The sequence below is a fragment of the Roseovarius faecimaris genome, from assembly GCF_009762325.1.
Taxonomy (GTDB): Bacteria; Pseudomonadota; Alphaproteobacteria; order Rhodobacterales; family Rhodobacteraceae; genus Roseovarius; species Roseovarius faecimaris.
Map to the genome: position 1 here is coordinate 2,728,310 of NZ_CP034348.1, position 23,811 is coordinate 2,752,120.

The following is a 23,811-nucleotide window of genomic DNA, read 5'->3' on the forward strand; positions in this document are numbered from 1 at the left end:
CAGGTCATGAAACCGGGCATAGGCGCTCGGGTTCCAGTCCCCGGATCTGACGGCTGTCCCGCTCACGCCGAGGGCTCGGGCTCCGGGCCGCCCTCTCCGAGGCCGGGATTGGATTTCGGCTTGGTCTTCGGAATCGCGGTGAGCGAGGGCGTATCGACCTTCTCGGGCGTACCCGCGTCGTTGCCGTCATCCTCTTCCGGCGGCTCTCCCCGGATCACGCGCTCGATCTCCTCGCCGGTCAGCGTCTCATACTCCAAGAGCCCCTGCGCCAGACGTTCCCAGTCGTCCTTGCGGTCCTCAAGGATCTTGTAGGCGCTCGCATAGGCCTCGTCGATCAGGCGCTTGACCTCTTCCTCGATCAGCTCCTTCGTGTGGGCCGAAATCGAGAAACCACCGGCGGCATTGCCCATATAACCTTCATGGGCCTGCTCATAATCGACATTGCCCACCTTGTCGGACATGCCCCAGCGCAGCACCATCGCGCGCGCCAGCCCGCTGGCCTGCTGAATGTCACCGGCAGGGCCGTTCGAGACGTCATCAGGCCCGTATTTCAGGATTTCTGCCGCCTTGCCCGCCATGGTCATGGCCAGCTTTTCCTCGCACTCGGATTTGTGCCAGTTCAGACGGTCGATCTCGGGCAGGCTGACCACCATCCCCAGCGCACCACCGCGCGGGATGATCGTGGCCTTGTAGACCGGGTCGCATTTGGGAAGGGTCAGACCCACGATGGCATGGCCCGCCTCGTGATAGGCGGTTTTTTCCTTCTGATCGTCGGTCAGCACCATCGAGCGGCGCTCGGCCCCCATCATGACCTTGTCCTTGGCATTCTCGAAGTCTTCCATCGTGACAAAGCGGCGGCCGACGCGGGCGGCCATCAGTGCGGCCTCATTCACCAGGTTCGCCAGATCCGCACCAGAGAAGCCGGGCGAGCCGCGGGCGATGATCCGCAGGTCCACATCCGGACCCAGCGGGGTCTTGCGGGCGTGCACACCAAGGATTTTCTCGCGGCCCTTGATATCGGGGTTCGGCACCGTGACCTGACGGTCAAACCGGCCCGGACGCAGCAGCGCGGGATCAAGCACATCCTTGCGGTTGGTGGCCGCGATGATGATCACGCCCTCATTCGCCTCGAACCCGTCCATTTCGACCAGAAGCTGGTTCAGCGTCTGCTCGCGCTCGTCATTGCCGCCGCCATAGCCGGCACCCCGGTGACGGCCCACGGCGTCGATCTCGTCGATAAAAACGATACACGGCGCGTTCTTCTTGGCCTGTTCGAACATGTCGCGCACACGGGACGCCCCGACACCTACGAACATTTCCACAAAGTCCGAGCCGGAAATGGTGAAGAACGGCACCCCCGCCTCGCCTGCAATCGCACGCGCCAGCAGGGTCTTACCAGTACCCGGAGGGCCGACAAGCAGCGCGCCCTTGGGGATCTTGCCACCAAGGCGGCTGAATTTCTGCGGGTTGCGGAGAAACTCGACGATCTCCTCCAGTTCTTCCTTGGCCTCGTCGATGCCCGCCACGTCGTCAAAGGTCACGCGGCCATGTTTCTCGGTCAGCATCTTGGCCTTGGATTTGCCAAAGCCCATCGCGCCGCCCCGGCCCCCGCCCTGCATGCGGTTCATGAAGTAGATCCACACACCGATCAGCAGCAGGAAGGGCAGCAGGCTCAACAGGAAGGTCTGGAAGCCCGATTGCTCCTGGCTTTCGGCGCTGACAGGCACGCCTTTTTCGATCAGCATCGGGGTCAGTTCGGCATCTTCGGGCTTGATGGTCACATAGTCCTTGCCATCCGAGCCGCGAAAGCGAACGCTTTCACCATCGATCGTGACCTGTTCGATATTGCCGGCATCCACCTGCTCGACAAAGTCGGAATATTTCACCGTCTGGCTTTGCAACGTGTTGCCCGACCCTGAAAACAGGTTGAACAGTGCCAGAATCAACAGGAACAGAACCAGCCAGAAGGCGAGATTGCGTGCGTTACCCAAGGAAAGTCTCCCATGACATCGGTCGGTGTTGCGTCTAACACAACGCCCTTGGCTCTTAAATAGAGATCATACCTCGTACTTCAATGCGATAATAGTGTGGCGGTAAAGCTGTCTTCCTCGCGCAATAATGTGGCAGACCATCCATTTGCCAGCCCGGCAAGCGGCGCTGCGATCAATTCCGTGCCCCGCCACACCGCGGGGCTGGCGATCAGGCTGGCAGACGGTCGGCCCGTTTCCTTGCGGTCCGGGCAGAGCGGCAGACCCGCCTCGCCCAGGGCCCCGATGTGCAGATCGTCCTGATGCGGCCCGTGCAACTGCCACCGACCGTCCCAGATCTCCGAGGTCGCGCAACGCGTCTCCGCCACCGCCTTCCACTCGCGGCAGATGCGCAAATGGGATGCGCGCGACAGGATAGAGCAGCCCTGCAAGGTCCGGTCCTTACCGTCACGGGCCTGTTCGATCAGATCACTCATGGCGGACCCGCGTGGCGGATATCCCTCATTCCCCACCCAGTTCAACGCGGCCAGCAGCAGCGCCCGCAAAATCTCGCCGGGCTGATCAAAAAGTGCGTCGCGCGCGAGCACCACATCGCCAGCATCGAATTGCACGATATCTTCAGCGGCCTTGCAGGCGCAGTTTCTCAGGGCCTCATCGGCCTCCCGCAGATTGCACGCCACGCTGGCCAGCGTCCCGGCGGAGATGCCAAGCGGTGCAAGCTCTTTCAGAATGGCCCGCGCGCGGGTGCGGTCATAGGCAGGGTCGTCATTTGTCGGGTCCTCAACCCAGTCCACACCGCGCCCGGTCAGCAGATCACGCAGCGACATACGGCTGACCGAAAGCAGCGGCCGGTGAAAGGTGACCCCGTCCACCACCCGGCGGGCCGTCATGGCCGACAAACCGCTCAGCCCGGCCTCTCGCGACAGGCGCATCAGAAAGGTCTCGGCCAGGTCGTCCGATGTGTGGCCCAGGGCGATATCGGATAACCGATGCTCCTTCGCCCATTGCGCGAGGGCCGCATATCGCCCGCGCCGGGCCATATCCATCACATTGCCCGCCTGGTCCGAAATCTCGATTCGCAGGGTGTTATGCGGCAGGTCGAGCCCGGCACACACCCGCGCGACCGCCTCGGCTTCCTGCGCGGCCTCGGGCCGAAGCCCGTGATCCACGGTCACCGCGCGCAACGCCGGGCCACCGGCCAACGCCCAGTCGTGCAGCAACGTCAGAAGACCCAGTGAATCGCTGCCCCCCGAGACAGCAACGCCAAGGCATTGAGGCATGTCAGGCGCAAAATGCGCCGCGATCTGTTGAAAGGCAGGCGTTGCGCCGCCGCTCACGGACATCCCAGGTTTTGCCGCGCCGATTGTGCTTCCAGCACCGCGTCAGAGCCCGGAAAACGCACCCCGACCTCGCTCAGCGTCACACAGGCTTCTTCGGTCTGACCCAACTGGCCCAGCGCACGGCCCAGATTATAAAGCGCATCGGCGGCCATCGGCCCCTCTGGCGCCGCACTGAACACATCGAGATAGGCCCGCGCGGCACCTGTCAGATCGCCCGCCCCTTCCAGGGCATCGCCGCGCATGATGCCGGCCTGATCGGTCAGCGGTCCGCCGGGGTAATTCGCACGGAATGCCGCAAACATCTCAGCCGCTTCGGCCCAGTTGCCCGCCGCCAGCGCCTCTTCGGCGCGATCAAAGTCGGCTTTCTCACCCACGGCCATCTCGACCGCCGGATCATCGGAGGGCTGCGTGATCGGCAACGCGCCTTCGCTGACCTCGACACCGCCCAGCGTCGTGCCCTCGCTCAACTGGCCGATGTCGCAATTGGCCTCCAGCTCACACAGGCGAAACTCCAGATCGCCGATCCGGTTGCTGCCATCCTTCACCACGCGGGCGATCCGCAGCTCCAGCTCCTCGGTCTTGGCGGTCAGCCGCGCCAGCTCGCTTTCGATCGTGTTGACCCGGTCGAGAAGGCTTTGGCCACCGGTCGCTGTGCCAGCTCCCCCCGTTGTGGACAGCTCGCGGTTAAGCTTCTGGACCTCAACGTAAAGCACCGACAGTTCCTGCCGGATATCGGCCAGCGTTTCGGTGGATTGCGCCGCCACCGCGACAGGCATGGCAACAAGGGCAATCACAAGACAGATAAAGCGGCGCATGATCGTCATTCCCGGCTTAGCTGGACGGGACGACCGAAACCACCGTCACGGCGCGGCGGTTTTTGGCATAGCAGCTTTCCTCGCTGCAGATCTCGATCGGCCGTTCCTTGCCATAGCTGACCACCTTGATCCGGTTGCCCGCCACACCGCGGCTGATCAGATAGTCCTGCACCGCCGCCGCCCGGCGCGCGCCCAGCGCAAGGTTGTACTGCCGCGTGCCCTGCTCGTCCGCGTGGCCTTCGATCAGTGCGTTATACTCCGGGTTGTTGGTCAGCCAGCTCGATTGCCCGTCAAGCGTTGCGCGGCCCGTCGGGCTCAGGGTGGACTGGTCCACCTCGAACAGCACCCGGTCACCCACGGTCTGCTGGAAATAAAGCGGTGATTTCGGATCCTGCGCCGAGCCCGGCACGATGCCCGCGTTGCTCCCGTTCAGGGTCACGTCGTTGGTGTCGTCGAACCGGCCTGCATTGGAACAGGCCGCAAGCGCCAGACCGGCGCTCAGGATCACGGCTTTGCTGAGAAGTTTCATGGTTTTGCCCCACTCATTGAATTTGGTTCTTGGTGTTGTCACATGCTCTGATGTCGTTCTATCACAGCCATCCCGACCATGCTCAAAAAAATATTAACCCGTCAGTTCTGCAAGGGCGACCAGGCCGGATCGCTCGCCCCGGTCGAGGTTGGCACCTGCCGCAGGTTACGCCCGGTGATGTCGACCGAATAAAGGCTGGCCCGGCCCTGCGCGCCCTGCGTCTCGCGGGTAAACATGATCACCCGACCGTTCGGAGCCCAGGTTGGCCCCTCATCGAGGAACGACGCGGTCAGAAGCCGCTCTTCGCTGCCATCCACGCGCATCACGCCGATATGGAACCGGCCCTTGGATTGCTTGGTAAAGGCGATGAGATCCCCGCGCGGCGACCACACCGGCGTGCCATAGCGGCCCTGCCCCTGGCTGATGCGCCGCGCCTCGCCGCCGCCAGCACTCATGATATAAAGCTGCGGAACACCTGACCGGTCGCTCTCAAACACGATCTGGCTGCCATCGGGGCTGAAACTTGGCGCGGTCTCGATCGAGGGCGTCACCGTCAGCCGCTCCGGCGCACCGCCGTCGATGGTCATGCGGTAGAGGTCCGTGTTGCCGCCCCGGGTCAGCGAATAGACCACCGTGCGCCCATCGGGGGCAAAGCGCGGGGCAAAGCTCATCGTGCCGTCCTGCGTGTCCAGCGCGCGTCGGCCAACCGAGGCCACATCCAGCACGTAAATCTTGGGAAAACCCGTCTCATAGCTTGTGTACAGCACCCGGTCGCCCGTGGGCGAGAAGCGCGGCGCCAGCACCAGCGACGAGCTGTCGGTCAGATACTGCACATTCGCGCCGTCATAATCCATGATCGCCAGACGCTTCTGGCGCGCGTCCTTCGGCCCGCTCTCGGCGACAAATACCACCCGGCTGTCGAAATACCCGCCCTCACCGGTGATCCGGGAATAGACCTGATCGGCCACCTTATGCGCGATCCGCCTCCAGCCGTCCTGCGTGCCCACCAATTGCAGCCCCTGGCCCAGCTCCTGCCCGGCAAAAACGTCATAAATACGGAACCGCACCACCAGCTTGCCCGCGTCATCCACGCTCACCGCGCCGCTGATCAGCGCCTGGGCGTTGATCGCCTTCCAGTCGGCATATTGCACCGGGCTGGAGAAGCTGGTGATCGTGCTGATGAAGGCATCCTTGGGGATCTCGCGAAAGAGGCCGGTGCCGGTCAGATCGTCCGAAATCACACGGGCGATTTTTTGCCCAAACTCGGCCCCGGCACTGTCATCCGACACAAAATCGGGCACCGCAAAAGGCAATGGCTCGATCACGCCTTCGGTGATCTCAATCCTCAGAGGGCCACTCTCCTGCGCCGCAGCAGGGCCAAAAAAGGCCGCGCCCCAAAGGGTTAGGGCAACAAGGAGAGTCAGTACACGTACCATCATTTGATCCTCATTTTCTCAGGATTGAAGGTCATTTCAATATCGCGCCAGTGATCGAACTTGTCGCGGGGAAGATTGAAGCCTGAAGACCCGCAACGGATAATCGCCCGCCGCGCGGCCTCAAAGGCCTGCCGGGCCGCCGTGCCGCTGCCGCCTTCCGACCCGATCATGCGGATCGTGCCGATATTGGGCTTGCCGTCCTCGGCCATCTGAACGCTCACCACCACAGTGGTCTGCAACGCCTCGGAACTGAGCGACCCCACGTTCCAGCATTTCTCCACCGCGACCCGGAGCGCATCCTTCTCGCCGGCGGTCAACGGCGGTCCGCTGGGCGCGCGCTGCGTCTCGCCGCCGCTGTTGCCCAGCGCCTCGGCCAGCGCGTCATTGACGGCGGTATCGGGTTGACTGCTCTCGGCGGGCTCTTCGGTTGGCTGCGGGCGGCTGGGCCGTGTCTTGGGCCGGACCGAACGCGTCGGGGCGGACTGCGCCGGCTCTTCGGCCTCGGTCACGATCTCGGTGGTGGCCTCTTCCTCGGCGCTCTGCTCGGTCTCCTCGCGGGGTATCTCCGCGGCCTCGTCCGGCGCGGTCTCGGGTTGGGTCACGTCGTCAATGCGCACATCCGGCTCGGGCTGGGCCACGGGCTCGGGCGCCACACGCTCTGCCGGGCGCGGCTGCGGGCGCACGGCGTCATCGGGCAAAAGCACCGCCACATCTTCCGACGGCGGCTCCAGCACGGGCGGATCATCCGACACCTCCGCCTCGGGCAGTGGCGCCGGTTCTGTCACCTCGGGCGTGTCGTCCACCGTGGCAGGCTCGGCCACTTCGGGCTCCACCTGCTCGGGGGCTGTGTCGGGTGTGGCGGCAATATCGGGGGTCTCTTCCTCGGGTTCAGGCGCTTCGGGCGTCACGATCTCCGAGGTCGCCTCAGGGCTTTGCTGCGGCGCGATCAGGGCGGCATATTCCTCGGACGAAATCGCCGTCACCTCGGTCACCTCGAACGGCAGCGGCTCGGCGGTGAAGACACCGCCAAGAATCGCCCAGCCGATCAGGCCGATATGGCCCGCGCCCGAGATATACTGCCCTGTATTCATCGCCTCCGGCTCAGCCGTCCTGCTCGTCGAGCGACGGCCCGCCGGTATCCGTCACCAACCCGATATTGGAGAACCCACCGCGGTTGAGCGCGCCCATCACCTGCATCACATCCGCATAGGGCACAGCCCCGTCGGCGCGCAGGAACACCCGGCTCCCCTCTCGCTCGGCGGCAATGGCGCGCAGCCGGTTCACCAGCTCGTCGCGGGCCACTTCGGTGGTCTGGATCATCACCACGCCGTCGGCGGTCACCGTCACGGTCAGCGGCTCTTCCTGCTCACCGGGCAGGGCGTTGGCTGCCGTCTTGGGCAGCTCGACCGGCACGCCCACCGTCATCAGCGGCGCGGCCACCATGAAAATGATCAGAAGCACAAGCATCACATCCACGAAGGGCGTGACGTTGATCTCCGACATCGGGCGGCTGCGGCCCCGACCCCTGCGGCGTCGGCTGCCTCCGTCCGATTTCTGAACGACACCGGCCCCCATCGCTCAGCTGTCCAACTGGCGGCTGAGGATCGTCGCGAACTCATCGGCAAAGGCCTCATAACCTGCCACGATCCGGTCCGCATCCGAGCTCAGCTTGTTGTAGAAAACCACCGCCGGGATCGCCGCAAGAAGGCCCAGGCCCGTGGCCAGAAGCGCCTCGGCGATGCCGGGTGCGACCACGGCAAGGTTGGTGCTTTGCTGCTCGGCGATCTCGATAAAGGCATTCATGATGCCCCAGACCGTCCCGAAGAGACCCACGAACGGCGCGGTGGAGCCGATTGTCGCCAGAACGGTCAGCCCGCTTTGCAGGCTCTCGCTTTCCTTCGCGATCGCCACATCCATCGACCGGTCGATCCGCGCCGTGGCCCCGGCGATCAGCCCGCCATCCTGCCGGTGACTGCGCCGCCATTCCATCATGCCCGCCGCAAACACCTTCTCAGACTGCCCGTCCGGATCGGGGCCGATCACGTCGAACAGCTCGTCCAGCGGCTCACCCGACCAGAACTTGCGGTCGAACACCTCGGCCTCACGCCGCGCTGCGCGGTAGACGATGAGCTTCTGAATGATGATCGACCAGCCCCAGAACGAGGCCACGGTCAGCATGATCATCACGAGTTTCACGATAAGGGTGGCGCGCTGAAATAGTGCCCACAGGGAGTAATCAAACTCCTGCGCCAGTGCCAGGGTTTCTGCTTCCATCTGCCTGCTCTTTTTGTGTTGGCCGGTGCGTTGCGGCCTTAATTGTAGGCAAAATAGCCTATTTAAAGGGGGAAAGCCAACATGAACCGCATCAGGGCAGCGAAAAACGCGTGCCTAGTGGACCATCTGGCGGATATTCGCCGGTAGGCGTACCGGCTGACCGGCTGCATTCAGACACACGATGGTAACAACCGCGCTGAACAGCAGCTGCCCGTCGCGGTGCAGTTCCTGCTCCATCACCAGACGCGCGCCACTCACGCTTTGCGTCCGCGTGGTCACGCTCAGCCGGTCGTCAAACCGCGCCGACGCGTGATAATCGGCCTCCACCCGGCGCACGGCGAACACCACGCCATCGTCGTCGCGCATGGCGTTCTGATCAATCCCCAACTGGCGCACCCAGTCGCTGCGCGCACGCTCTATGTATTTGAGGTAATTGGCATAATAGACAATGCCTGCCATATCGGTGTCTTCATAATAGACGCGGATGTCGAACTGGTGGCTCATAGGAAGACCCTACTGCGCGCGCATCGCGGGTGGCAAGCGCCGGAATGTGAGTATTTTGACCAGGAAGAAGCGGGGGTCAGCCGTTCGGAATGCAGGTGAAGGGATAACTCGCCAGGTCGGAATAGAGCGGGCCCTCGGGTGTCAGCTGCGAGGCATAAAGGCCCAGATGGCACGGAAAGAAAGGCGGCGCGCTAAACCCCGAGGCCGTGTTGAGAAATGCCGCAACACCGGATGCAAGGCCATCGGGTTGCTGATGCGGCAGCCGCGCGAGGGTGATATGCGGGCGGAAGCGTTCGCGCGGCAGATCGATCCCGGCACGGCGCACGCATGTGTGGACAGCGGCGCGCAGATCGACCAGCGGTTTGGTCTTGTCCAGCGCCGCAAAGATCAGGCGCGGCCTGCGCCCGCCAAACGCATCCAGCCCGGTGATGCGCAGCTCGGGCGCAGGCATGGCGATCTCCGACAGCGCCTCATGCAGTGCCTCAAGCCGCGTCTCGGGCTGATCGTCGAGAAAGGCGAGCGTCACATGCATGTTCTCGGAGGGCACATGGCGCCCATAGCGCAGCCCTGCCTGCACCTCTTCCAGCGCGTCGCGTACCTCTTCGGGCAAGGCGAGTGCCACAAAGGCCCGCATCACTTCAGCCGGTCCCAGAAGATTTCCAGATGCTTGTTGACGATCTCCTGATAGCGCCCGCTCTCGCGCAGCGCCTCAAGCCCGGCATTGATGCGATAGAGATGCGTCGTGCCACGCCAATGGGTCTTGGAAATGACCACATACAGGTTCTCGCGGCTCAGCGGCCGGTCGATGGGAACAACGCGACCGCGCAACCCCATAGTCACGATCTTGGTCGCCCCCAGAAAGACATTGACCGTCACCGCATCCACCTCGCCCTGCATCAGCGCCTCAAAGCAGGCCTCGGGGCTGTCGGGCTGTACCAGCGTGATCTTGCCTTCGGATAACCAGCGGCGATCCGCACGGTCCAGATCATGGGTGAAATACCCCGCCGGACGGCAGAGCGTTCGGCCCGGAATATCGGCATCGCTGTCATAGACCAGCGCGCTGTCCTCGCGCTTGAACAGCATGATCGGCAAATCCATCAGCGGCTCGGAAAAGTGAAACCGGGCGCAAAGCTCGTTTTCGGGCAGCTCTGTGCAATCCGGTTTCAGCCAGGGAAAGCCCATGTCATAGGTCTTGTCATCCAGAAGCGGAAACAGGTGCTGCCCCCAGTCACCCTCCCAGACCACCTCGTAGGGCACCGGCGACGGGCTGAGCTCAAGTGCGGCATTCACCAGCTCCGTCACCATGCCCTCCCCGGGCCAGCTTTTGTCGACAAAGGGCGCGTAATTCCCGCCGGTCAGCAGCACCATCCCGGCACCGGCCTGCCTGAGCGGCGTCGCATCCGGCTCCGCATGGTCCGCCGGGCAGGGAATATAGACATCCAGACCGGGCGCGAGGCTGTCGATCCCGCCCAGAGCATCCTGGTTGGAATAGTAGATCAACGTCCACTTCTCGCGGTCCTCGTAATGCTGCTCGGCAATGGAAAAAAGCGTATCGCCCGGCTGCACCTTGTAGGTGACATCGCAAAGCGCCAGCACCGCGCCGGGCCAGAGCAGACACATAAACGCCGCGATGCCAGATGCCACACGCATCAGAACTCTGCCCAGACGCGGGTCATATGGGTATCGATGATGTGTTGATAGACGCCGTTCTGCTTGATTGCGCGCAGCCCCTCATTGATCATGGTCAGTAGCGCATCCGCGTCCGGGTGGGTCTTGTGCACGAGCACATGCAACCCCTCGATGGCCAGCGGACGCGGCGCCACCTGCACCTTGTCCTTCAGGCCCAGATCCCTGATCGCCGCTCGTCCCGTGAATTCGTTAAGCACAACGCCATCCACCTCGCCCGCCACCAGCATCGCAAAGCAATCGGCCACCGCAACCGGCTGTTTCAGCACCACCTGCCCCTCCGAGAGCCAGCGCCGGTCCGGCCGGTCAAGCTGATGCGTGGCATAGCCCGCGGGACGGCACAGCGTCCTGCCGCGCATATCCGCATCCTCGTCATAACGCATCGGTGTCGCGCTGGAGACAAACAGGATCATCAGCATTTCAAACATCGGATCGGAAAACAGAAAATTGGCGCAGCGATACTCCTCCGGCGTGCTTTCGCAATCGGGCCGGATCCAGGGAAACCCCATATCCAGAAGCGCATTCGACAAAAGCGGCTCCAGATGAGAGCCCCATCCCTCAACCCAGTGGATCGCGTACCCCTGTGGCGGGTCCGCCTGCCTCATCGCTGCATTGACCACATCGGCGAGAATACCGCCATTGGGCAGATCCCTGTCGGTGAAGGGGGCATAATCCGACGCGGTCATCAGGTTGATCCTGCTCCGGGTCGCGGCGGTGCCGGGCTCGACTGTCAATGCCGCGCTGGTGGCGGTGACATTGCTCAGCGTGACGCCCCCGTCCAGCCCCGCCGGACGCCCGTCGATACAGCCCAGCCACAGGCGCATCCCGGCATGGATCCGATCCGGATCCTCACCGATCGCAGCAAGGTTGTTGGCATGGATCGCCGTCCACATCCCCGCGTTCTTGTAAAGCCGGTCCGCAATGAGCGAGAGGCTCTCGCCGCGCTTCACGGTATAGCTGCCACCACAGCCCTGCGCGGCCACGGGTGCTGCCAGACACGCCAGAACAGCAAAAATCAGGCCAGAAACGGTATGGCGCATACGTGTACCCCCAACATGTAGGGGGACTAAGGCCAAACTTGCCCTTTCGGTCAAGATCAGCGGCAAAGAAAAATGTGGATAACTTGGCCCCTGCGCGGCCGATTGCGGCAGCGGCGGAAAGGATCACAAGCTGCCGAGCGCCTGAACCCGGGCATAAAGGCGCAGCGCCTGGGATGCCTCCTGCGACATCGGTGGCAGGACGGGATCATACGCCGCGCGGATCACGTTTCCGATATCGGGGCGCAGGATCACCGGGCCACTTCCCGGCACCACGGCCAGCGGCGAGCTGTCGCGAAAGGCCATGTCCGACCATAGCAGGATGGTCTGAACGCTCTGGCTCAGGGCAAGGGTCTCGGCCGGTACCGCGCTCAGCTCTGCATCCATCCGCAGAAACACAAACGCCGCCTTGATCGCCCCGTCCTCGTCAAAGCGGAAAATCCGGTACTGATTGGCCTCCGCCGCTTTCAGCCTGTCCACCAGCGGCCCGAGATCGGGGATCAGCCGGTCGAGATCGGGCAGTTCGGTCAACTCGTCCCATTCGCGGAAGAAAAAGAGCATCAGGTTCGCACCCAGCTCCGGATCGGTTTCAGCCATGCTGTGCGATGCCAGCGCCACAACCGCCTCGATCGCGCCCTTGACGATCTCCAACGTGGCATCGTCGACGCCAAAGACGATCGGCGCAATCGGACGGCCCCAGCGGGCAAAGAGGAAATCGCCATCGGCACGGGTGAAGAGGGCTTCGATGTCGTCAGGGGTCATGTCACGGCTCCGGATGATCTGTGCGGCGGTATTGGACCAAGCAGACGCTCAGGTCCAGAGCACAGAAAATTCGTACGAATTTTCTCATCCCAAGATTTTTCGTACGAAAAATCTCACCCTTCCCCGCACGAATGTCGGCACTCACCCTTCGAAGAGATCGCTCTGCGGGGTCGGCCCCGGAGCGGCCAGCCCCAGATGCTGCCAGCCCCGCTGCGCCAGCATCCGCCCGCGTGGCGTGCGCTGGATCAGCCCCTGTTGCAACAGGAACGGCTCGATCACTTCCTCCAGCGCGTCCCGGCTTTCGCTGAGCGCCGCGCTCAGCGTCTCGATCCCGACCGGACCGCCCTGATACGCCTCCGCAATGAGCCGCAAATACCGCCGATCCGCCCCGTCGAGCCCCAGATGATCCACACCCAGCCGTGTCAGCGCGTTGTCGGCCAGCGCCTGCGTGATACGCCCGTCGCCTTCGACCACCGCGAAATCCACCACCCGCCGCAGCAAACGGCCCGCGATCCGCGGCGTGCCTCGTGATCGGCGCGCAATCTCCATCGCGCCCGCCTCCTCCGCCGGGGCCTGCATCAGCGCGGCATTGCGCGTGACAATCTCGTGCAACTCCTCGACCGTATAGAATTGCAGCCGGGTCGGTATGCCGAACCGGTCCCGCAGAGGCGTCGTCAGCAGGCCCAGCCGCGTCGTCGCTCCCACCAGAGTGAAGGGCTGCAACTCGATCCTCACCGTGCGCGCGGCAGGGCCCTCACCTATCACCAGATCAAGCTCGAAATCCTCAAGCGCCGGGTAAAGCACCTCCTCCACTGCCGGGTTCAGGCGGTGGATCTCGTCGATGAACAGAACATCATGTCGTTCCAGATTGGTCAGGATCGCAGCCAGATCCCCGGCCTTGGCCAGCACCGGCCCCGACGTCATGCGAAAGCCAACCCCAAGCTCGCGTGCCACGATCTGCGCCAATGTCGTCTTGCCCAGCCCTGGCGGGCCATGAAACAACGTGTGATCCATCGCCTCGCCACGCTGCCGCGCGGACTGGATGAACACCCGCAGGTTGGCCCGTGCCTCGGCCTGCCCGATGAAATCGTCCAGTGTCTGCGGCCGCAAGGCGCGATCGGCATCCTCGGGCAGCGGCTCCGGGCGCAGGGTGGGATCCGAACCAACCATCCCCTAGCCTTTCGGTGCCAGAAGTTTCAACGCGGCCCGGATCAGCCCACCCGTGTCGGCCTCGGGTGCCTCGCCCGCCGCCTGTGCGACCGCTCCCGCCGCCTCGCCCGGGGCGTATCCCAGATTGGTCAGCGCCGAAAGCGCCTCGGCCTGCGCGCTTGCGTTGCCCGGCGCTGCGGCCTGCGCCGGAACGGTCACAGGCTCAACCACTTCCGCGGCGCCGCTATCGTGAAGGGGTGCGGGGGTGGCGCCCATGGCCATCACCTCCGGTGCCTTGTCCTTCAGTTCCATCACCACGCGCTGCGCCGTCTTGGGACCAATCCCCTTGGCCGCCTTTACCGCGTTCCAGTCGCCCAATGCAATCGCGCGGCCCACCCCGTCGGGGCCCAGCGTGCCCAGGATCGCCAGGGACGCCTTCGCCCCGACCCCGTTGATCGACATCAGCAGACGGTGCCATTCCTTCTCGGTCAATGTGGTGAAGCCGAAAAGCTGCAGATTGTCCTCGCGCACCAGAAGGTCGGTATAAAGCGCCGTATGCTCCCCAATTCCGGGCAAGGCGGCCAGAGTGCGCTCTGAGCAATAGACCAGATACCCCACGCCGCGCACGTCGATCAGCACGTGATCGGACGCGCGATAGTCAATCCGTCCGGCGATACGGCCAATCATGCGCGCACCTGCCGCGCCGCTGTCACCTGCGGCGCGCGTGCGTGATGCGCGTGACAGATCGCAATAGCCAGCGCATCGGCCGCATCCGGCCCGGCCAGGTCCACCCCCGGCAACTGCACCTTGACCATATGCATCACCTGGGCCTTGTCCGCATGGCCCACGCCAACGACGGTTTTCTTGACCTTGTTCGGGGCATACTCCCCCACCTCCAGCCCGAATTGCGCAGGCACCAGCATGGCAATCCCGCGCGCCTGACCAAGCTTGAGCGTGGCCACGCCATCCTTGTTGACGAAGGTCTGTTCCACCGCGGCCATATCCGGCGCAAACCGGGTGAACACATCGCTCAGTTGCTGATGCAGGCGCAAGAGCCGCTCGGCCAAGCTGCCATCGCCCGAGGCACAGACCCCGTTTGCCACATGGCTGAGCCGGTTCCCGGAGATCTCCAGAACCCCCCATCCGAGGTATCGAAGCCCCGGGTCAATCCCGATCACCCGCATGTCCTGGCCCTGCTCGTTTCGCCCTTTTGCACATGGCTAGCACGAAACAAGAACAAACGCCAAGCAGAATGCGCCGACTTCAGGCCCCGCGCCTGTGGCAGATGCGCCACGCAGAACCGGTCCAAACGGGGAGGTGCGCCCGCTCAAATCCCATAAAAACATTGTTTTACAATAAGTTGCATAATTTGATCAGATATGCAATCGCTGCATAGTGGCTATGCGAAAATCTCTCCTTGTCAGGTTTCAGCCGCCCTCCTATCTGCCGCCTCAGAGAACGAAACGCGCAACTTCGCACCACTTGAAGGAATTCGAACTATGGCAGTCACAGACTTCGCCCGCAGCGCCGTCGCACCGGCTGGCCTTTTCGCCGGTCTGTTCGGCAAAATCGCAACCGTCTACACCGCATGGGCCACCGAGCGCCAGACCCGCGCTGCCCTGTCGCGCCTGTCGGACCGTGAACTGGAAGATATCGGCCTGTGCCGTGGCGACATCGATTTCGTGGCGCGCAGCCTCTGAACCGGAATACGCTGCGGCGATATCCGGCCCGGCCGGATGTGGCTGACGGACACGAAAAAGCCCTGCATCATACACTGATGCAGGGCTTTTGTTTTCCTGAGACCGTGATCGTTACTTCACAAAGGGACGGATCTGCTGCGCGATCGTCTGGCTTACCGCGTCGGGCTGCATGATGAAGGCCCCGGCTTGCTCCACGACCGACCCCTGAGAGAGCTGGGCCAGCCGCGTCTCGAATGTGCCTTCGCCCAGATGGGCCAGGATCACACCCTTGAACAAGAAGAAACCGAGAACCAGAAACGCGAGGCCTTTGATCGGGAACCCGCCTTCGCGGCGTTTCGGACGGAAGACGATCAGACCATCTTTGCCAACCTTACTGACATAGCCTTCAGCCAGGCGCTCCCGCTTCTCGCCAATCGACTTAAGGCGACGTTCAAATGTCTGGACGTTTGCCATCGCAGCGTTCCTTTCAACCCGGCCCCCACCGCGTTTCAATAAGGGGTAGGCATGAATTGTGGCGAAACTTAGGCAGGCGCCTCAAATTTGCTGCTTTTCATTTATTTTCAGACGGTTCTTTGCAGACTAAGCGTCGTCCAGTCACCAATCTCATCGCGACACGTCAGATTGTTTCCGGCACGTGTATAATGCTCAATCACCTCATCGGCCTGATCATTCAGAATCCCCGACAGAATCAATCTGCCGCCCGCCGCCAGATGCGTCGTGACATCCTCGGCCAGCAGAATCAGCGGCCCCTTGAGGATATTGGCGAAAATCAGATCATAGGGCGCCGCGGCATCCAGGTCAGGGTGGTCGAACCCTGCCGCCTCCAGGCAGTGCACCCGCCCGCTCAGCCCATTGGCCGCCACATTCGCCTGCGCCACCTCCACCGCGACCTCGTCAATGTCACTGGCGAGGATGCGCGCAGGCCAGACCCGCGCCGCCGCCATGGCCAGCACCGCGGTGCCGCAGCCCAGATCAAGCACCGTGCCCGCCTCGAACCCCTCCCCGATCATCCGGTCAAGCGCGCGCAGGCACCCCAGCGTCGTGCCATGATGACCGGTGCCAAAGGCCATCGAGGCTTCGATCAGAAGCGGCTCGGCCCCATCGGGCACCTTCTCCGCATCATGGCTCCCATAAACAAAGAAACGCCCCGCCTCGACCGGGGTCAGCTCGCGCTTGACATGCGCCACCCAGTCGGTTTCGGGCAGTTGCGAGACGACAAATCCGCGGGCCTCATAAAGCGCGGCCAGAAGCGCGAGCCCCGCCTCGTCCGGGGGGGCTTCGAAATAGCCGCCCACTTCCCAAAGGCCCGAGCCATCTTCCAGCTCGAACACCCCGACCCCTGTGGGCTCGGGCACCAGCCGCTCCATGGCGGCACCAAGCGCCTCGGCCGCCTCCTTGCCGATCAGCGTGGTCAGAGCAGTGAATGTAGGCATGGACGTTCCTTTATTTGGTCATTGAAACCCTGTTCTATTTGGTGCCAGATAGACTGGCAACGAGTGTTTGGTGTACGAGTGACAGGTCCCTCCAAAGGAAGTCGCCTCAGAAAGCAGGCATTCGTTCGGGCGGAGGGGGCTCTTGCGTCCTCCGCCTTTTTCGGCACCGGACAGGACCGCCTGAAACGGCCTATTCGGCAGGTGCAGGCACGAACCGGCTGAAGACGGTTTCATTGCCCGGCTCCGGGTGGCGCGGGATCATCAGCGCCAGCGTCAGCGAGATCACCGCCATTCCCGCCGCAAGGAAGAACACCGCCGCAGGCGACACCAGCCAGAGATAGCCAAGCAATGCAGGCAAGAAGACCGCCGCGATATGATTGATCGTAAAGGCCACGGCGGCGGTCGGGGCAATATCGCCCGGATCGGCAATCTTCTGGAAATAAGTCTTGAGCGCCAGTGCCAGCGCAAAGAGCATGTGGTCGATCACATAGAGCGTCGCGGCCAGCAGCACGCCCCAGCCGAAATAATAGAGACCGCCGTAAGCAAGGAACACGATCGCCAGCCCGATATATTCAAAGGCCAGCGTGTTGCGCTCACCAAAAACGAACACCGCCCGCCCCATCAGCGGGGCAAAGATCATGTTGGCCACAAGGTTGATCAGATAAAGGGCCGTGACCTCATGCACCTCGAAGCCGAACTTCTCGACCATCATGAACCCGGCAAAAACCACGAAAATCTGCCGCCGCGCGCCCGACATGAATTGAAGCGCATAATAGAGCCAGTAGCGCCGACGCAGGATCATCTTCTTGATTTGCGGGTTCGGAGCCTCGAATTGCGGATAGGCGGCAAGGCAGAAAAGAGCAACCAGCGCCGTGAACCCGCCAGAGGCGAGATAGACCATGTTATAGGTCAGTCCCAGGCTCTCCCACGTCAGTACGATCAGCAGGTAAACCACGAGTGTCGCCCCTGACCCCGCGGCAATCAACCATCCGAGCGTCTGCGGCGCACGGGCCTTGTCGATCCATTGCAGCTGCAGTGACTGGTTGACCGTCTCGTAATAGTGAAACCCGATCGAGCTGAGCATGGTGATGGTCAGAATACCGCCCATGGTGGGAAACCAGGCGGTGATCGCCGTCGCCACGCCCAGGAGCACCAGAGAGACCAGCCCGAGCACCTGCTCGCGCATGAAGATGATGATGGCGATGACCCCCACGGCGAGGAATCCGGGGATTTCCCGCACTGTATGCAGCCAGCCGATATCTGAGCCGTCGAAGCCCGCGACCTCGATGGTGAAATTGTTCAGCAGCGCCGACCAGGTGGAAAAGGCGACGGGCATCGCCATGGCCATAAGGAACAAAAGCGTCACCGGCCTGCGCCAGAACGGCTGGGTGTGGGCGTCGGCAAGATGAACGATGCGGGTCATGAAACCGGTCTACGCCCGTCGCAGGGAAATGGCGAGAAAGAACACGCGCCCTGCGGCCAAGAAAATTCGTACGAATTTTCTCCGTTAAAGATTTTTCGTACGAAAAATCTCAAACCAGCGCATCAGAAGAAACTCTGCGGATCAATATCGACTGTCAGCCGCACCTGTGTCGGCACCCGCACCTGTCCGATCCAGGCCACCACCGCACCTTGCAGGGCCACGCCCTTGGGCGCCTTGACCAGAAGCCGCACCCGATGGCGCCCTCGGATCCGGGCAATCGGCGCAGGTGCCGGGCCAAAGACCTGCGCACCCGCCTGCCGGAGCGGCGCATCCCGCCGCGCCAGCTCATTCCCCAGATCAAACACCTGCTGCATGTCAGGGCTGCTCAGGATGATCCCCGCCATGCGCCCGTAGGGCGGCACCCCGGCATGCCGCCGCTCCTCGGCCTCGGCCCGCCAGAAGCCCTCTTCATCGCCTGACAGAATAGCCCGGATCACCGGGTGCTCGGGCTGAAAGCTCTGCAGCATCGCAACACCCGCCTTCTCGGCCCGTCCGGCACGCCCCGCCACCTGCCGCATCAGTTGAAAGGTCCGTTCCGCGCCCCTCAAATCGGACCCTTGCAGGCCCAGATCGGCATCGATCACGCCAACCAGCGTGAGCAGCGGAAAATTATGCCCCTTGGCCACCAGTTGCGTGCCGATGATGATATCGGCCCCGCCCCCGGCGATCTGTACGATTTGCTCTTTCAAGGCCCTCGCGGTGCCGAACATATCCGAGGACAGCGTCGCGATCCGTGCCTCAGGAAACAGTTCCGCCGCCTCCTCGGCCAGCCGCTCCACCCCCGGACCCACGGCGGCCAGCCGGCCCTCTGCATCGCAAGATGGGCAGGTCTCGGGCATGGGGGCGGTCTCGCCGCATTGATGGCACATCAGCCGCTTCAGGAACCGGTGTTCCACCATCCGCGCATCGCAATGGGCACAGCCGATCTGATGCCCGCAGGCCCGGCACAGCGTCACCGGCGCATAGCCCCGCCGATTGAGGAACAAGAGCGCCTGCTCGCCCTTCTCAAGCCTGTCCGTCACCGCCCGCTGCAGGCTCGGCGAAATCCAGCGGTTCGAGGGCAGGCTTTCGGCGCGCATGTCGATGGCGCGCAGCTCCGGCAGTACCGCCGCGCCAAAGCGCGTCGGCAGATCGAGCCGTGCATATTTCCCCGCTTCGGCATTGCTCCAGCTTTCCAGGCTCGGCGTGGCCGAGGCCAGCACCACCTGCGCGCCGCAGATCGACGCGCGCAGCACCGCCATGTCGCGCGCATTGTAGAGCACCCCGTCCTCCTGCTTGTAGGAGGTGTCATGCTCCTCATCGACCACGATCAGCCCGAGGTCCTGAAACGGCAGGAACAGCGCCGAGCGCGCGCCCACCACCACCTGCGCCTCTCCCTGCCCGACCATTTTCCAGGTGCGGCGGCGTTCGGTCATGGTCACGCCGGAATGCCATTCGGCGGGGCGCGCGCCGAACCGGGCCTGCAACCGGGTCAGAAACTCTGCCGTCAGCGCGATCTCCGGCAGCAGCACCAGCGCCTGCCGACCCCGGCGCAGGCAGGCCGCCACCGCCTCCAGATAGACCTCCGTTTTGCCTGAACCGGTCACACCCCGCAGCAACGTTGTGCCATAGCTGTCCTGGCCGATGGCCTCGGCCAGCCGCGCCACCGCCGCGCCCTGCTCCTCGGTCAGTTCCTTGCCGGGCCGGTCCGGGTCAAGCCGCGCAAACGGCAGGTCGCGCGGGCTGTCCTCTTCGGCCACAACGCCCTGCGCCACCAGCCCCTTGACCACCGACGACGATACGCCCGCCTCCTCGCTCAGCTCCTTCAGGGTAAAGGCCAGCCCGCCATAGGCCTCCAGCACCTCCAGCACCTTCCGGCGCGCCGCGGTCTCGCGGTCCGGCTCCCGCTGCCCCAGCCGGTACACCTTGCGCATCGATGGCGGGTCGCTCAGCCCCGGCGCGCGGGTGGCCAGCCGCAGCATCGCAGGCAACGGGGTCAGCGTGTATTGCGCCGCCCGGATCAGGAAGCTCTGCATTTCCTCGCGCATCGGGGCCACGTCCAGCACCCGGATGATGCTGCGCGCCTTCTTGAGGTCAAAGCCGCCTTCGCCCGGCCCCCACACCACACCCAGCACCTTGCGCGGTCCCAGCGGCACCTCGACAAACGCGCCCATGTGGCAGCCGCCTTCAGGCGCCCGGTAATCCAGCGTGCCATCCAGCGGCTGCGTGGTCAGCACGGCCACCAGCTCGCCTTGATCGAAAAAGGGCGGCAATGCGGACAAGGGGGCGCAAGCTCCTCACTCGGGGGGTTTCTCAGGGTTGCTCTATGGGGTAAACGCTTGGAGGACAAACGCCAACCCGAGCCAGGATGCTGCCCCATGAAATTTTTTGTTGATACCGCCGAAGTCGATGAAATCGCCGAGCTGAATGACCTCGGCATGGTGGACGGGGTCACGACGAACCCGTCGCTGATCATGAAATCGGGCCGCGATATCCTCGAGGTGACCAAGGAAATCGCGGATATGGTCGATGGCCCGGTCTCGGCCGAGGTGGTGGCCACCGACGCTGACGCCATGATCGCCGAGGGCCGCAAACTGGCCAAGATCGCCGACAATATCGCCGTCAAGGTGCCGCTTACCTGGGACGGGCTGAAGGCGTGTAACGTGCTGACGAACGAGGGCAACATGGTCAACGTGACGCTCTGCTTCTCGGCCAACCAGGCGCTGCTGGCGGCCAAGGCGGGGGCCACATTCATCTCGCCCTTTATCGGACGTCTCGATGACATCAACCTCGACGGGATGGAGCTGATCTCGGATATCCGCCAGATCTACGACAATTACGGGTTCGAGACGCAAATCCTCGCCGCCTCGATTCGCACGGTCAACCACGCGTTCCAGTCGGCCATGATCGGCGCGGATGTGATGACCGCCCCGCCCAAGGTGATCAAGCAGATGGCAAGCCATGTGCTGACCGACAAGGGCCTTGAGGCGTTCCTCGCGGATTGGGAAAAGACCGGTCAGAAAATCCTTTAAGGCCGCATTGGCCGGGCGTCGCGGGCGCGTGCACCCGGCCACTGGCCACAGCCATCCGCCACCGCCGGACATGCGCGGGGTTTTGGCATCAACGCGGCCGACGGCCACGGGCGCGGACCGTGCGCATGTTGTCCAGCCGGTCCCTCGACCGGGTCAGCCCTTGGCAAGAAAGTCCGGCAGATCGTCCATGCCCACAACGTGGCAATAGATCATGTTGATGATCTCCAGCTCTTTTTCGTGCAACGCCATCGTTGCCGCCGCGCAGGCATCATGCACAACCACCACGCCGAAGCTTTCATCGGCCAGCGACCGCACCGTCGAGCTGACACACTGGTCGGTAAAAATGCCCGACACGATCACGTCCGTGATGCCGATATTATGCAGCATCAGGCGCAGATTGGTGCCGGTCAGCGCGCTGTCAGTGGTTTTGGTCACCACGATCTCATCGCCCTGCGGCGAGAGCTGCGGCACGAGCTGGCTGTCCTCGCGGTCCTTGGGCAGAAGCAGATAGTTGAACCCCGGCTTTTTCTGGCTGAGTGACCGGTCGCGGCCATCCTGGGTCTGACAGGCGATACGGGCAAAGATGACCTCGATCCCCTCGGCGCGGGCCCAGTCGAGCAGCTTTGCATTGTTCGGAATGACCGTGTTGTTCATCCGGTCATAGAAGGGCTGCCAGCGCGCGGCCTCGGCCGGATCCTCGTCAGGCTCCAGATAGGTGTTCTGGATATCGATAACCAGAAGGGCCGTGCGTTTCGGCTCCAGCACGATATCGTCCGGATCCTCGGCGGTCTCGTAATAGAAGCTGCGAAAGGCTTTCTTCCAGTCACTCATGATGCTCTCCTATGCGCCGATCCTGTCCATCCAGGCCTGCCCCAGCCGCGCCGTGGTGGCGGCGAAACCGGGGGCCAGCTCCTGTGGCTCAGGCGCTTCGATATGGCTGCCGATCCAGGCCAGAAGCGCCATGCGCCGCAACATCACGAACGTGTCGATCTCGGCCTCTTCCTCGGCGCTCATTTCCCGCACGGTGCGGTAGCCGCGCACCCAGGCCGCCTTGAGGTCGGGTATGCGCGGATCGTCCTCGATAAAACTGATGGCCGCGGCGAAGTCGTAGAGAAACCAGCCCCAACCGCAATCGTCGAAATCGATCAGGCGGGTGCCATTGCTGTCAATCAGAAGGTTGGCCAGCCGCATATCCGCATGGATCAGGTTGAACCGGTCGCTGGCCTTGCCAAACGCCCCGAGCCGCGCGCGAATGGTGGCCTCCACCTTTTCCAGCGTGGGGCGCACGCTGTCATCCACCTCCGGCGCGTCGCGCCAGTCCCCCCATGTGGGCGCCTCGCCAAAGACCGCGTCGACATCCCAGGTCAGCCGTTCGAAATTGTCGGGCTTCTGCCAGCGCAGCACATGCTCGTGACAGCGCGCGGCAATCGCGCCCAGCTCTTCATAGCCATCGGTCATATCGCCGCTTTCGTCCGGCGCTTCGCCCTCGACGAAATGGAACAGGACCATGTAACGCGGATCAGGCAGACCCTCGACATGCGCCTGCTGGATCGGATCGCCATTCTTGCCGATATAATAGCCGGGCGTCGTCACGACCTGTTCGGCATCCAGCGCCTGAAGCCAGTCCAGCTCGCATTCGATGGCGCGGTGCGAATGATAGTTTTCCCGGTGCACGCGCAGGACGGATTTGTGTCCGCCCGGCGCCTCGACCAGATAGGTCGCATTTTCCGACACGTTGATCAGGCGCGCCCGGGCCCCATCGGGCAGATCCCAAAGGGACAGGGACTGGTTCGCCAGTGTCTCCAGATACCCGAGCAACTCCTCCAGCGGCATATCGCTTCCGGCCATGATCTTCTCCTGCGCTGGTCTTCAGATTTCCTCGATCGCCTCAAGCGATTCCGGGATGATCTGCCCGCCATCCACGACGATCTGCTGACCGGTTATATAAGCGGCTTCGTCCGAGGCGAAAAACAGCGCCGCATTGCCGATATCCTCGACATCGCCCAGACGCTTGAGCGGAATCGAGGCCGCCATCGTGTCCAGATATTCCTGGCCAAGATCCTGCAGGCCCTCGGTATAGATATTGCCGGGCATCACGGCGTTGATCGTGGTGTTGTAGCGCGACAATTCCATCGCGGCGGTCTTGAGGAACCCAAGCTGGCCCGACTTCGACGCACCATAGTGGGACCACCCCGGAAAGCCCGTCACCGGCCCGGTGATCGACGAGGTCAGCACCACGCGGCCCTTGCCCGCCTTCTCGAAATGCGGGATCGACGCCTTCACGCACAGGAACGAGGATTTCAGGTTGGTGGCCATCACCTGATCCCATTCGGCGGGGTCCATATCGACCATCTTGGTCTGCGGAAACGCCCCGGCATTGGCGCACATCACATCCAGCCCCCCCTGCGCTTCGGCGGTGCTGTCCACCATCGCCTTGACCGACGCCCAGTCGGACACATCACAGGTTTCATAACGCACATCGCCGTCGATCTCGCTGGCGGCGGCTTTCAGGTCGGCTTCGTTCCGGGCGGCGATGGTCACCTTTGCCCCTTGCCGCGCGAACACCGTCGCGATGCCCCGGCCGATACCTTTGGAGCCGCCGGTGACGATGACGCTTTTGCCTTTGAGGGATGTAAGCATGGTGAAGTCCTCCGTGTTTTGATC

25 protein-coding genes are annotated in these 23,811 nt (G+C 63.3%); 2 read left to right on the forward strand and 23 right to left on the reverse strand.

The genetic code is table 11. The annotated features are described in order from the left end of the window. Positions 1 to 62: 62 nt before the first annotated feature. The 16 genes from ftsH to ruvC form a co-directional block, all read right to left on the reverse strand. Entirely contained in the window at positions 63 to 1,991 is a 1,929-nt protein-coding gene (ftsH, locus tag EI983_RS13810) for an ATP-dependent zinc metalloprotease FtsH (RefSeq protein WP_157707950.1), read from the reverse strand. Positions 1,992 to 2,071: 80 nt separating this feature from the next. Then, the gene (gene tilS / locus EI983_RS13815; RefSeq protein WP_246162186.1) at positions 2,072 to 3,325 is read right to left on the reverse strand and encodes a tRNA lysidine(34) synthetase TilS; all 1,254 of its coding nucleotides are present in this window, start codon (positions 3,323 to 3,325) and stop codon (positions 2,072 to 2,074) included. Next, positions 3,322 to 4,143 (reverse strand): tol-pal system protein YbgF, encoded by an 822-nt coding sequence (gene ybgF / locus EI983_RS13820; protein ID WP_157707952.1) that lies wholly within the window; start codon positions 4,141 to 4,143, stop codon positions 3,322 to 3,324. The genes tilS and ybgF overlap by 4 nt, the downstream gene beginning before the upstream one ends. Positions 4,144 to 4,159: 16 nt before the next feature. Continuing rightward, complete coding sequence (gene pal, locus EI983_RS13825; RefSeq protein ID WP_157707953.1) at positions 4,160 to 4,672, reverse strand: peptidoglycan-associated lipoprotein Pal; 513 nt, start codon at positions 4,670 to 4,672, stop codon at positions 4,160 to 4,162. Between the two features lie 101 nt (positions 4,673 to 4,773). Further along, on the reverse strand, positions 4,774 to 6,108 hold the full coding sequence (tolB, locus tag EI983_RS13830; RefSeq protein WP_425500906.1) for a Tol-Pal system beta propeller repeat protein TolB: 1,335 nt from the start codon (positions 6,106 to 6,108) through the stop codon (positions 4,774 to 4,776). Next, complete coding sequence (locus tag EI983_RS13835; RefSeq protein ID WP_157707955.1) at positions 6,108 to 7,199, reverse strand: energy transducer TonB; 1,092 nt, start codon at positions 7,197 to 7,199, stop codon at positions 6,108 to 6,110. Before EI983_RS13835 ends, tolB begins: the two co-directional genes overlap by 1 nt. 10 nt (positions 7,200 to 7,209) lie before the next feature. Then, positions 7,210 to 7,683: a protein TolR gene (tolR, locus tag EI983_RS13840; protein WP_157707956.1), complete on the reverse strand. Its 474-nt coding sequence runs from the start codon at positions 7,681 to 7,683 to the stop codon at positions 7,210 to 7,212. Between the two features lie 3 nt (positions 7,684 to 7,686). Then, complete coding sequence (gene tolQ, locus EI983_RS13845) at positions 7,687 to 8,382, reverse strand: protein TolQ (protein WP_157707957.1); 696 nt, start codon at positions 8,380 to 8,382, stop codon at positions 7,687 to 7,689. Between the two features lie 114 nt (positions 8,383 to 8,496). Then, entirely contained in the window at positions 8,497 to 8,886 is a 390-nt protein-coding gene (ybgC, locus tag EI983_RS13850) for a tol-pal system-associated acyl-CoA thioesterase (protein ID WP_157707958.1), read from the reverse strand. A gap of 76 nt (positions 8,887 to 8,962) precedes the next feature. After that, on the reverse strand, positions 8,963 to 9,520 hold the full coding sequence (thpR, locus tag EI983_RS13855) for an RNA 2',3'-cyclic phosphodiesterase (RefSeq protein ID WP_157709100.1): 558 nt from the start codon (positions 9,518 to 9,520) through the stop codon (positions 8,963 to 8,965). Further along, positions 9,520 to 10,536, reverse strand: coding sequence for a transporter substrate-binding domain-containing protein (locus tag EI983_RS13860; RefSeq protein WP_157707959.1), 1,017 nt, complete (start codon positions 10,534 to 10,536; stop codon positions 9,520 to 9,522). The genes thpR and EI983_RS13860 overlap by 1 nt, the downstream gene beginning before the upstream one ends. Further along, positions 10,536 to 11,612: a transporter substrate-binding domain-containing protein gene (locus EI983_RS13865; protein ID WP_157707960.1), complete on the reverse strand. Its 1,077-nt coding sequence runs from the start codon at positions 11,610 to 11,612 to the stop codon at positions 10,536 to 10,538. The genes EI983_RS13860 and EI983_RS13865 overlap by 1 nt, the downstream gene beginning before the upstream one ends. 123 nt (positions 11,613 to 11,735) lie before the next feature. Next, the gene (locus tag EI983_RS13870; RefSeq protein WP_157707961.1) at positions 11,736 to 12,371 is read right to left on the reverse strand and encodes a hypothetical protein; all 636 of its coding nucleotides are present in this window, start codon (positions 12,369 to 12,371) and stop codon (positions 11,736 to 11,738) included. Between the two features lie 141 nt (positions 12,372 to 12,512). Continuing rightward, the gene (gene ruvB / locus EI983_RS13875) at positions 12,513 to 13,541 is read right to left on the reverse strand and encodes a Holliday junction branch migration DNA helicase RuvB (protein ID WP_157707962.1); all 1,029 of its coding nucleotides are present in this window, start codon (positions 13,539 to 13,541) and stop codon (positions 12,513 to 12,515) included. 3 nt (positions 13,542 to 13,544) lie between these two features. Continuing rightward, entirely contained in the window at positions 13,545 to 14,207 is a 663-nt protein-coding gene (gene ruvA / locus EI983_RS13880; RefSeq protein WP_157707963.1) for a Holliday junction branch migration protein RuvA, read from the reverse strand. Next, positions 14,204 to 14,704 carry a crossover junction endodeoxyribonuclease RuvC gene (ruvC, locus tag EI983_RS13885; protein ID WP_157707964.1) on the reverse strand — a complete coding sequence of 167 codons (501 nt, stop codon included), beginning with the start codon at positions 14,702 to 14,704 and terminating at the stop codon, positions 14,204 to 14,206. Before ruvC ends, ruvA begins: the two co-directional genes overlap by 4 nt. A 315-nt stretch (positions 14,705 to 15,019) precedes the next feature. Between ruvC and EI983_RS13890 the strand changes: the two genes are divergently transcribed. Continuing rightward, positions 15,020 to 15,220: a DUF1127 domain-containing protein gene (locus EI983_RS13890; protein ID WP_157707965.1), complete on the forward strand. Its 201-nt coding sequence runs from the start codon at positions 15,020 to 15,022 to the stop codon at positions 15,218 to 15,220. A 111-nt stretch (positions 15,221 to 15,331) separates the two neighbouring features. Here the strand turns inward: EI983_RS13890 and EI983_RS13895 are convergent, their stop codons facing one another. The 4 genes from EI983_RS13895 to EI983_RS13910 all read right to left on the reverse strand — a co-directional run bounded on the left by EI983_RS13895 (position 15,332) and on the right by EI983_RS13910 (position 20,397). After that, positions 15,332 to 15,673, reverse strand: a complete 342-nt coding sequence (locus tag EI983_RS13895) for a hypothetical protein (protein ID WP_157707966.1) — start codon at positions 15,671 to 15,673, stop codon at positions 15,332 to 15,334. Positions 15,674 to 15,780: 107 nt separating this feature from the next. Continuing rightward, positions 15,781 to 16,653, reverse strand: coding sequence for a 50S ribosomal protein L11 methyltransferase (locus EI983_RS13900; protein WP_157707967.1), 873 nt, complete (start codon positions 16,651 to 16,653; stop codon positions 15,781 to 15,783). A 190-nt stretch (positions 16,654 to 16,843) separates the two neighbouring features. After that, complete coding sequence (locus EI983_RS13905; protein ID WP_157707968.1) at positions 16,844 to 18,076, reverse strand: MFS transporter; 1,233 nt, start codon at positions 18,074 to 18,076, stop codon at positions 16,844 to 16,846. A gap of 122 nt (positions 18,077 to 18,198) precedes the next feature. After that, positions 18,199 to 20,397 carry a primosomal protein N' gene (locus tag EI983_RS13910; RefSeq protein ID WP_425500867.1) on the reverse strand — a complete coding sequence of 733 codons (2,199 nt, stop codon included), beginning with the start codon at positions 20,395 to 20,397 and terminating at the stop codon, positions 18,199 to 18,201. 96 nt (positions 20,398 to 20,493) lie between these two features. On the opposite strand from EI983_RS13910, the gene fsa reads away from it, so the two are divergent. After that, positions 20,494 to 21,147, forward strand: coding sequence for a fructose-6-phosphate aldolase (gene fsa, locus EI983_RS13915; protein WP_157707969.1), 654 nt, complete (start codon positions 20,494 to 20,496; stop codon positions 21,145 to 21,147). A gap of 153 nt (positions 21,148 to 21,300) precedes the next feature. Here fsa and EI983_RS13920 read toward each other — a convergent pair whose 3' ends face one another. Genes EI983_RS13920 through fabG form a run of 3 tightly spaced genes read right to left on the reverse strand, consistent with a single transcriptional unit; the run spans position 21,301 to position 23,787 of the window. Beyond that, positions 21,301 to 21,978 carry a cysteine hydrolase family protein gene (locus EI983_RS13920; protein WP_157707970.1) on the reverse strand — a complete coding sequence of 226 codons (678 nt, stop codon included), beginning with the start codon at positions 21,976 to 21,978 and terminating at the stop codon, positions 21,301 to 21,303. Positions 21,979 to 21,987: 9 nt separating this feature from the next. Further along, entirely contained in the window at positions 21,988 to 22,995 is a 1,008-nt protein-coding gene (locus EI983_RS13925) for a phosphotransferase enzyme family protein (RefSeq protein WP_198389303.1), read from the reverse strand. A gap of 21 nt (positions 22,996 to 23,016) precedes the next feature. Further along, positions 23,017 to 23,787, reverse strand: a complete 771-nt coding sequence (gene fabG, locus EI983_RS13930) for a 3-oxoacyl-ACP reductase FabG (protein ID WP_157707971.1) — start codon at positions 23,785 to 23,787, stop codon at positions 23,017 to 23,019. Between the last annotated feature and the right edge of the window lie 24 nt (positions 23,788 to 23,811).

Bases quoted from the DNA above. Each gene is read 5' to 3' on its own strand.
- EI983_RS13835 (WP_157707955.1), bottom strand. From the start codon at position 7,199: ATGAATACAGGGCAGTATATCTCGGGCGCGGGCCATATCGGCCTGATC.
- EI983_RS13900 (WP_157707967.1), bottom strand. From the start codon at position 16,653: ATGCCTACATTCACTGCTCTGACCACGCTGATCGGCAAGGAGGCGGCC.
- ruvB (WP_157707962.1), bottom strand. From the start codon at position 13,541: ATGGTTGGTTCGGATCCCACCCTGCGCCCGGAGCCGCTGCCCGAGGAT.
- thpR (WP_157709100.1), bottom strand. From the start codon at position 9,520: ATGCGGGCCTTTGTGGCACTCGCCTTGCCCGAAGAGGTACGCGACGCG.
- EI983_RS13920 (WP_157707970.1), bottom strand. From the start codon at position 21,978: ATGAGTGACTGGAAGAAAGCCTTTCGCAGCTTCTATTACGAGACCGCC.
- tolQ (WP_157707957.1), bottom strand. From the start codon at position 8,382: ATGGAAGCAGAAACCCTGGCACTGGCGCAGGAGTTTGATTACTCCCTG.
- EI983_RS13860 (WP_157707959.1), bottom strand. From the start codon at position 10,536: ATGCGTGTGGCATCTGGCATCGCGGCGTTTATGTGTCTGCTCTGGCCC.
- ybgC (WP_157707958.1), bottom strand. From the start codon at position 8,886: ATGAGCCACCAGTTCGACATCCGCGTCTATTATGAAGACACCGATATG.
- EI983_RS13925 (WP_198389303.1), bottom strand. From the start codon at position 22,995: ATGGCCGGAAGCGATATGCCGCTGGAGGAGTTGCTCGGGTATCTGGAG.
- fsa (WP_157707969.1), top strand. From the start codon at position 20,494: ATGAAATTTTTTGTTGATACCGCCGAAGTCGATGAAATCGCCGAGCTG.
- tolR (WP_157707956.1), bottom strand. From the start codon at position 7,683: ATGGGGGCCGGTGTCGTTCAGAAATCGGACGGAGGCAGCCGACGCCGC.
- fabG (WP_157707971.1), bottom strand. From the start codon at position 23,787: ATGCTTACATCCCTCAAAGGCAAAAGCGTCATCGTCACCGGCGGCTCC.
- ruvC (WP_157707964.1), bottom strand. From the start codon at position 14,704: ATGCGGGTGATCGGGATTGACCCGGGGCTTCGATACCTCGGATGGGGG.
- EI983_RS13870 (WP_157707961.1), bottom strand. From the start codon at position 12,371: ATGACCCCTGACGACATCGAAGCCCTCTTCACCCGTGCCGATGGCGAT.
- tolB (WP_425500906.1), bottom strand. From the start codon at position 6,108: ATGGTACGTGTACTGACTCTCCTTGTTGCCCTAACCCTTTGGGGCGCG.
- pal (WP_157707953.1), bottom strand. From the start codon at position 4,672: ATGAAACTTCTCAGCAAAGCCGTGATCCTGAGCGCCGGTCTGGCGCTT.
- ruvA (WP_157707963.1), bottom strand. From the start codon at position 14,207: ATGATTGGCCGTATCGCCGGACGGATTGACTATCGCGCGTCCGATCAC.
- ybgF (WP_157707952.1), bottom strand. From the start codon at position 4,143: ATGCGCCGCTTTATCTGTCTTGTGATTGCCCTTGTTGCCATGCCTGTC.
- EI983_RS13905 (WP_157707968.1), bottom strand. From the start codon at position 18,076: ATGACCCGCATCGTTCATCTTGCCGACGCCCACACCCAGCCGTTCTGG.
- EI983_RS13890 (WP_157707965.1), top strand. From the start codon at position 15,020: ATGGCAGTCACAGACTTCGCCCGCAGCGCCGTCGCACCGGCTGGCCTT.
- EI983_RS13895 (WP_157707966.1), bottom strand. From the start codon at position 15,673: ATGGCAAACGTCCAGACATTTGAACGTCGCCTTAAGTCGATTGGCGAG.
- EI983_RS13865 (WP_157707960.1), bottom strand. From the start codon at position 11,612: ATGCGCCATACCGTTTCTGGCCTGATTTTTGCTGTTCTGGCGTGTCTG.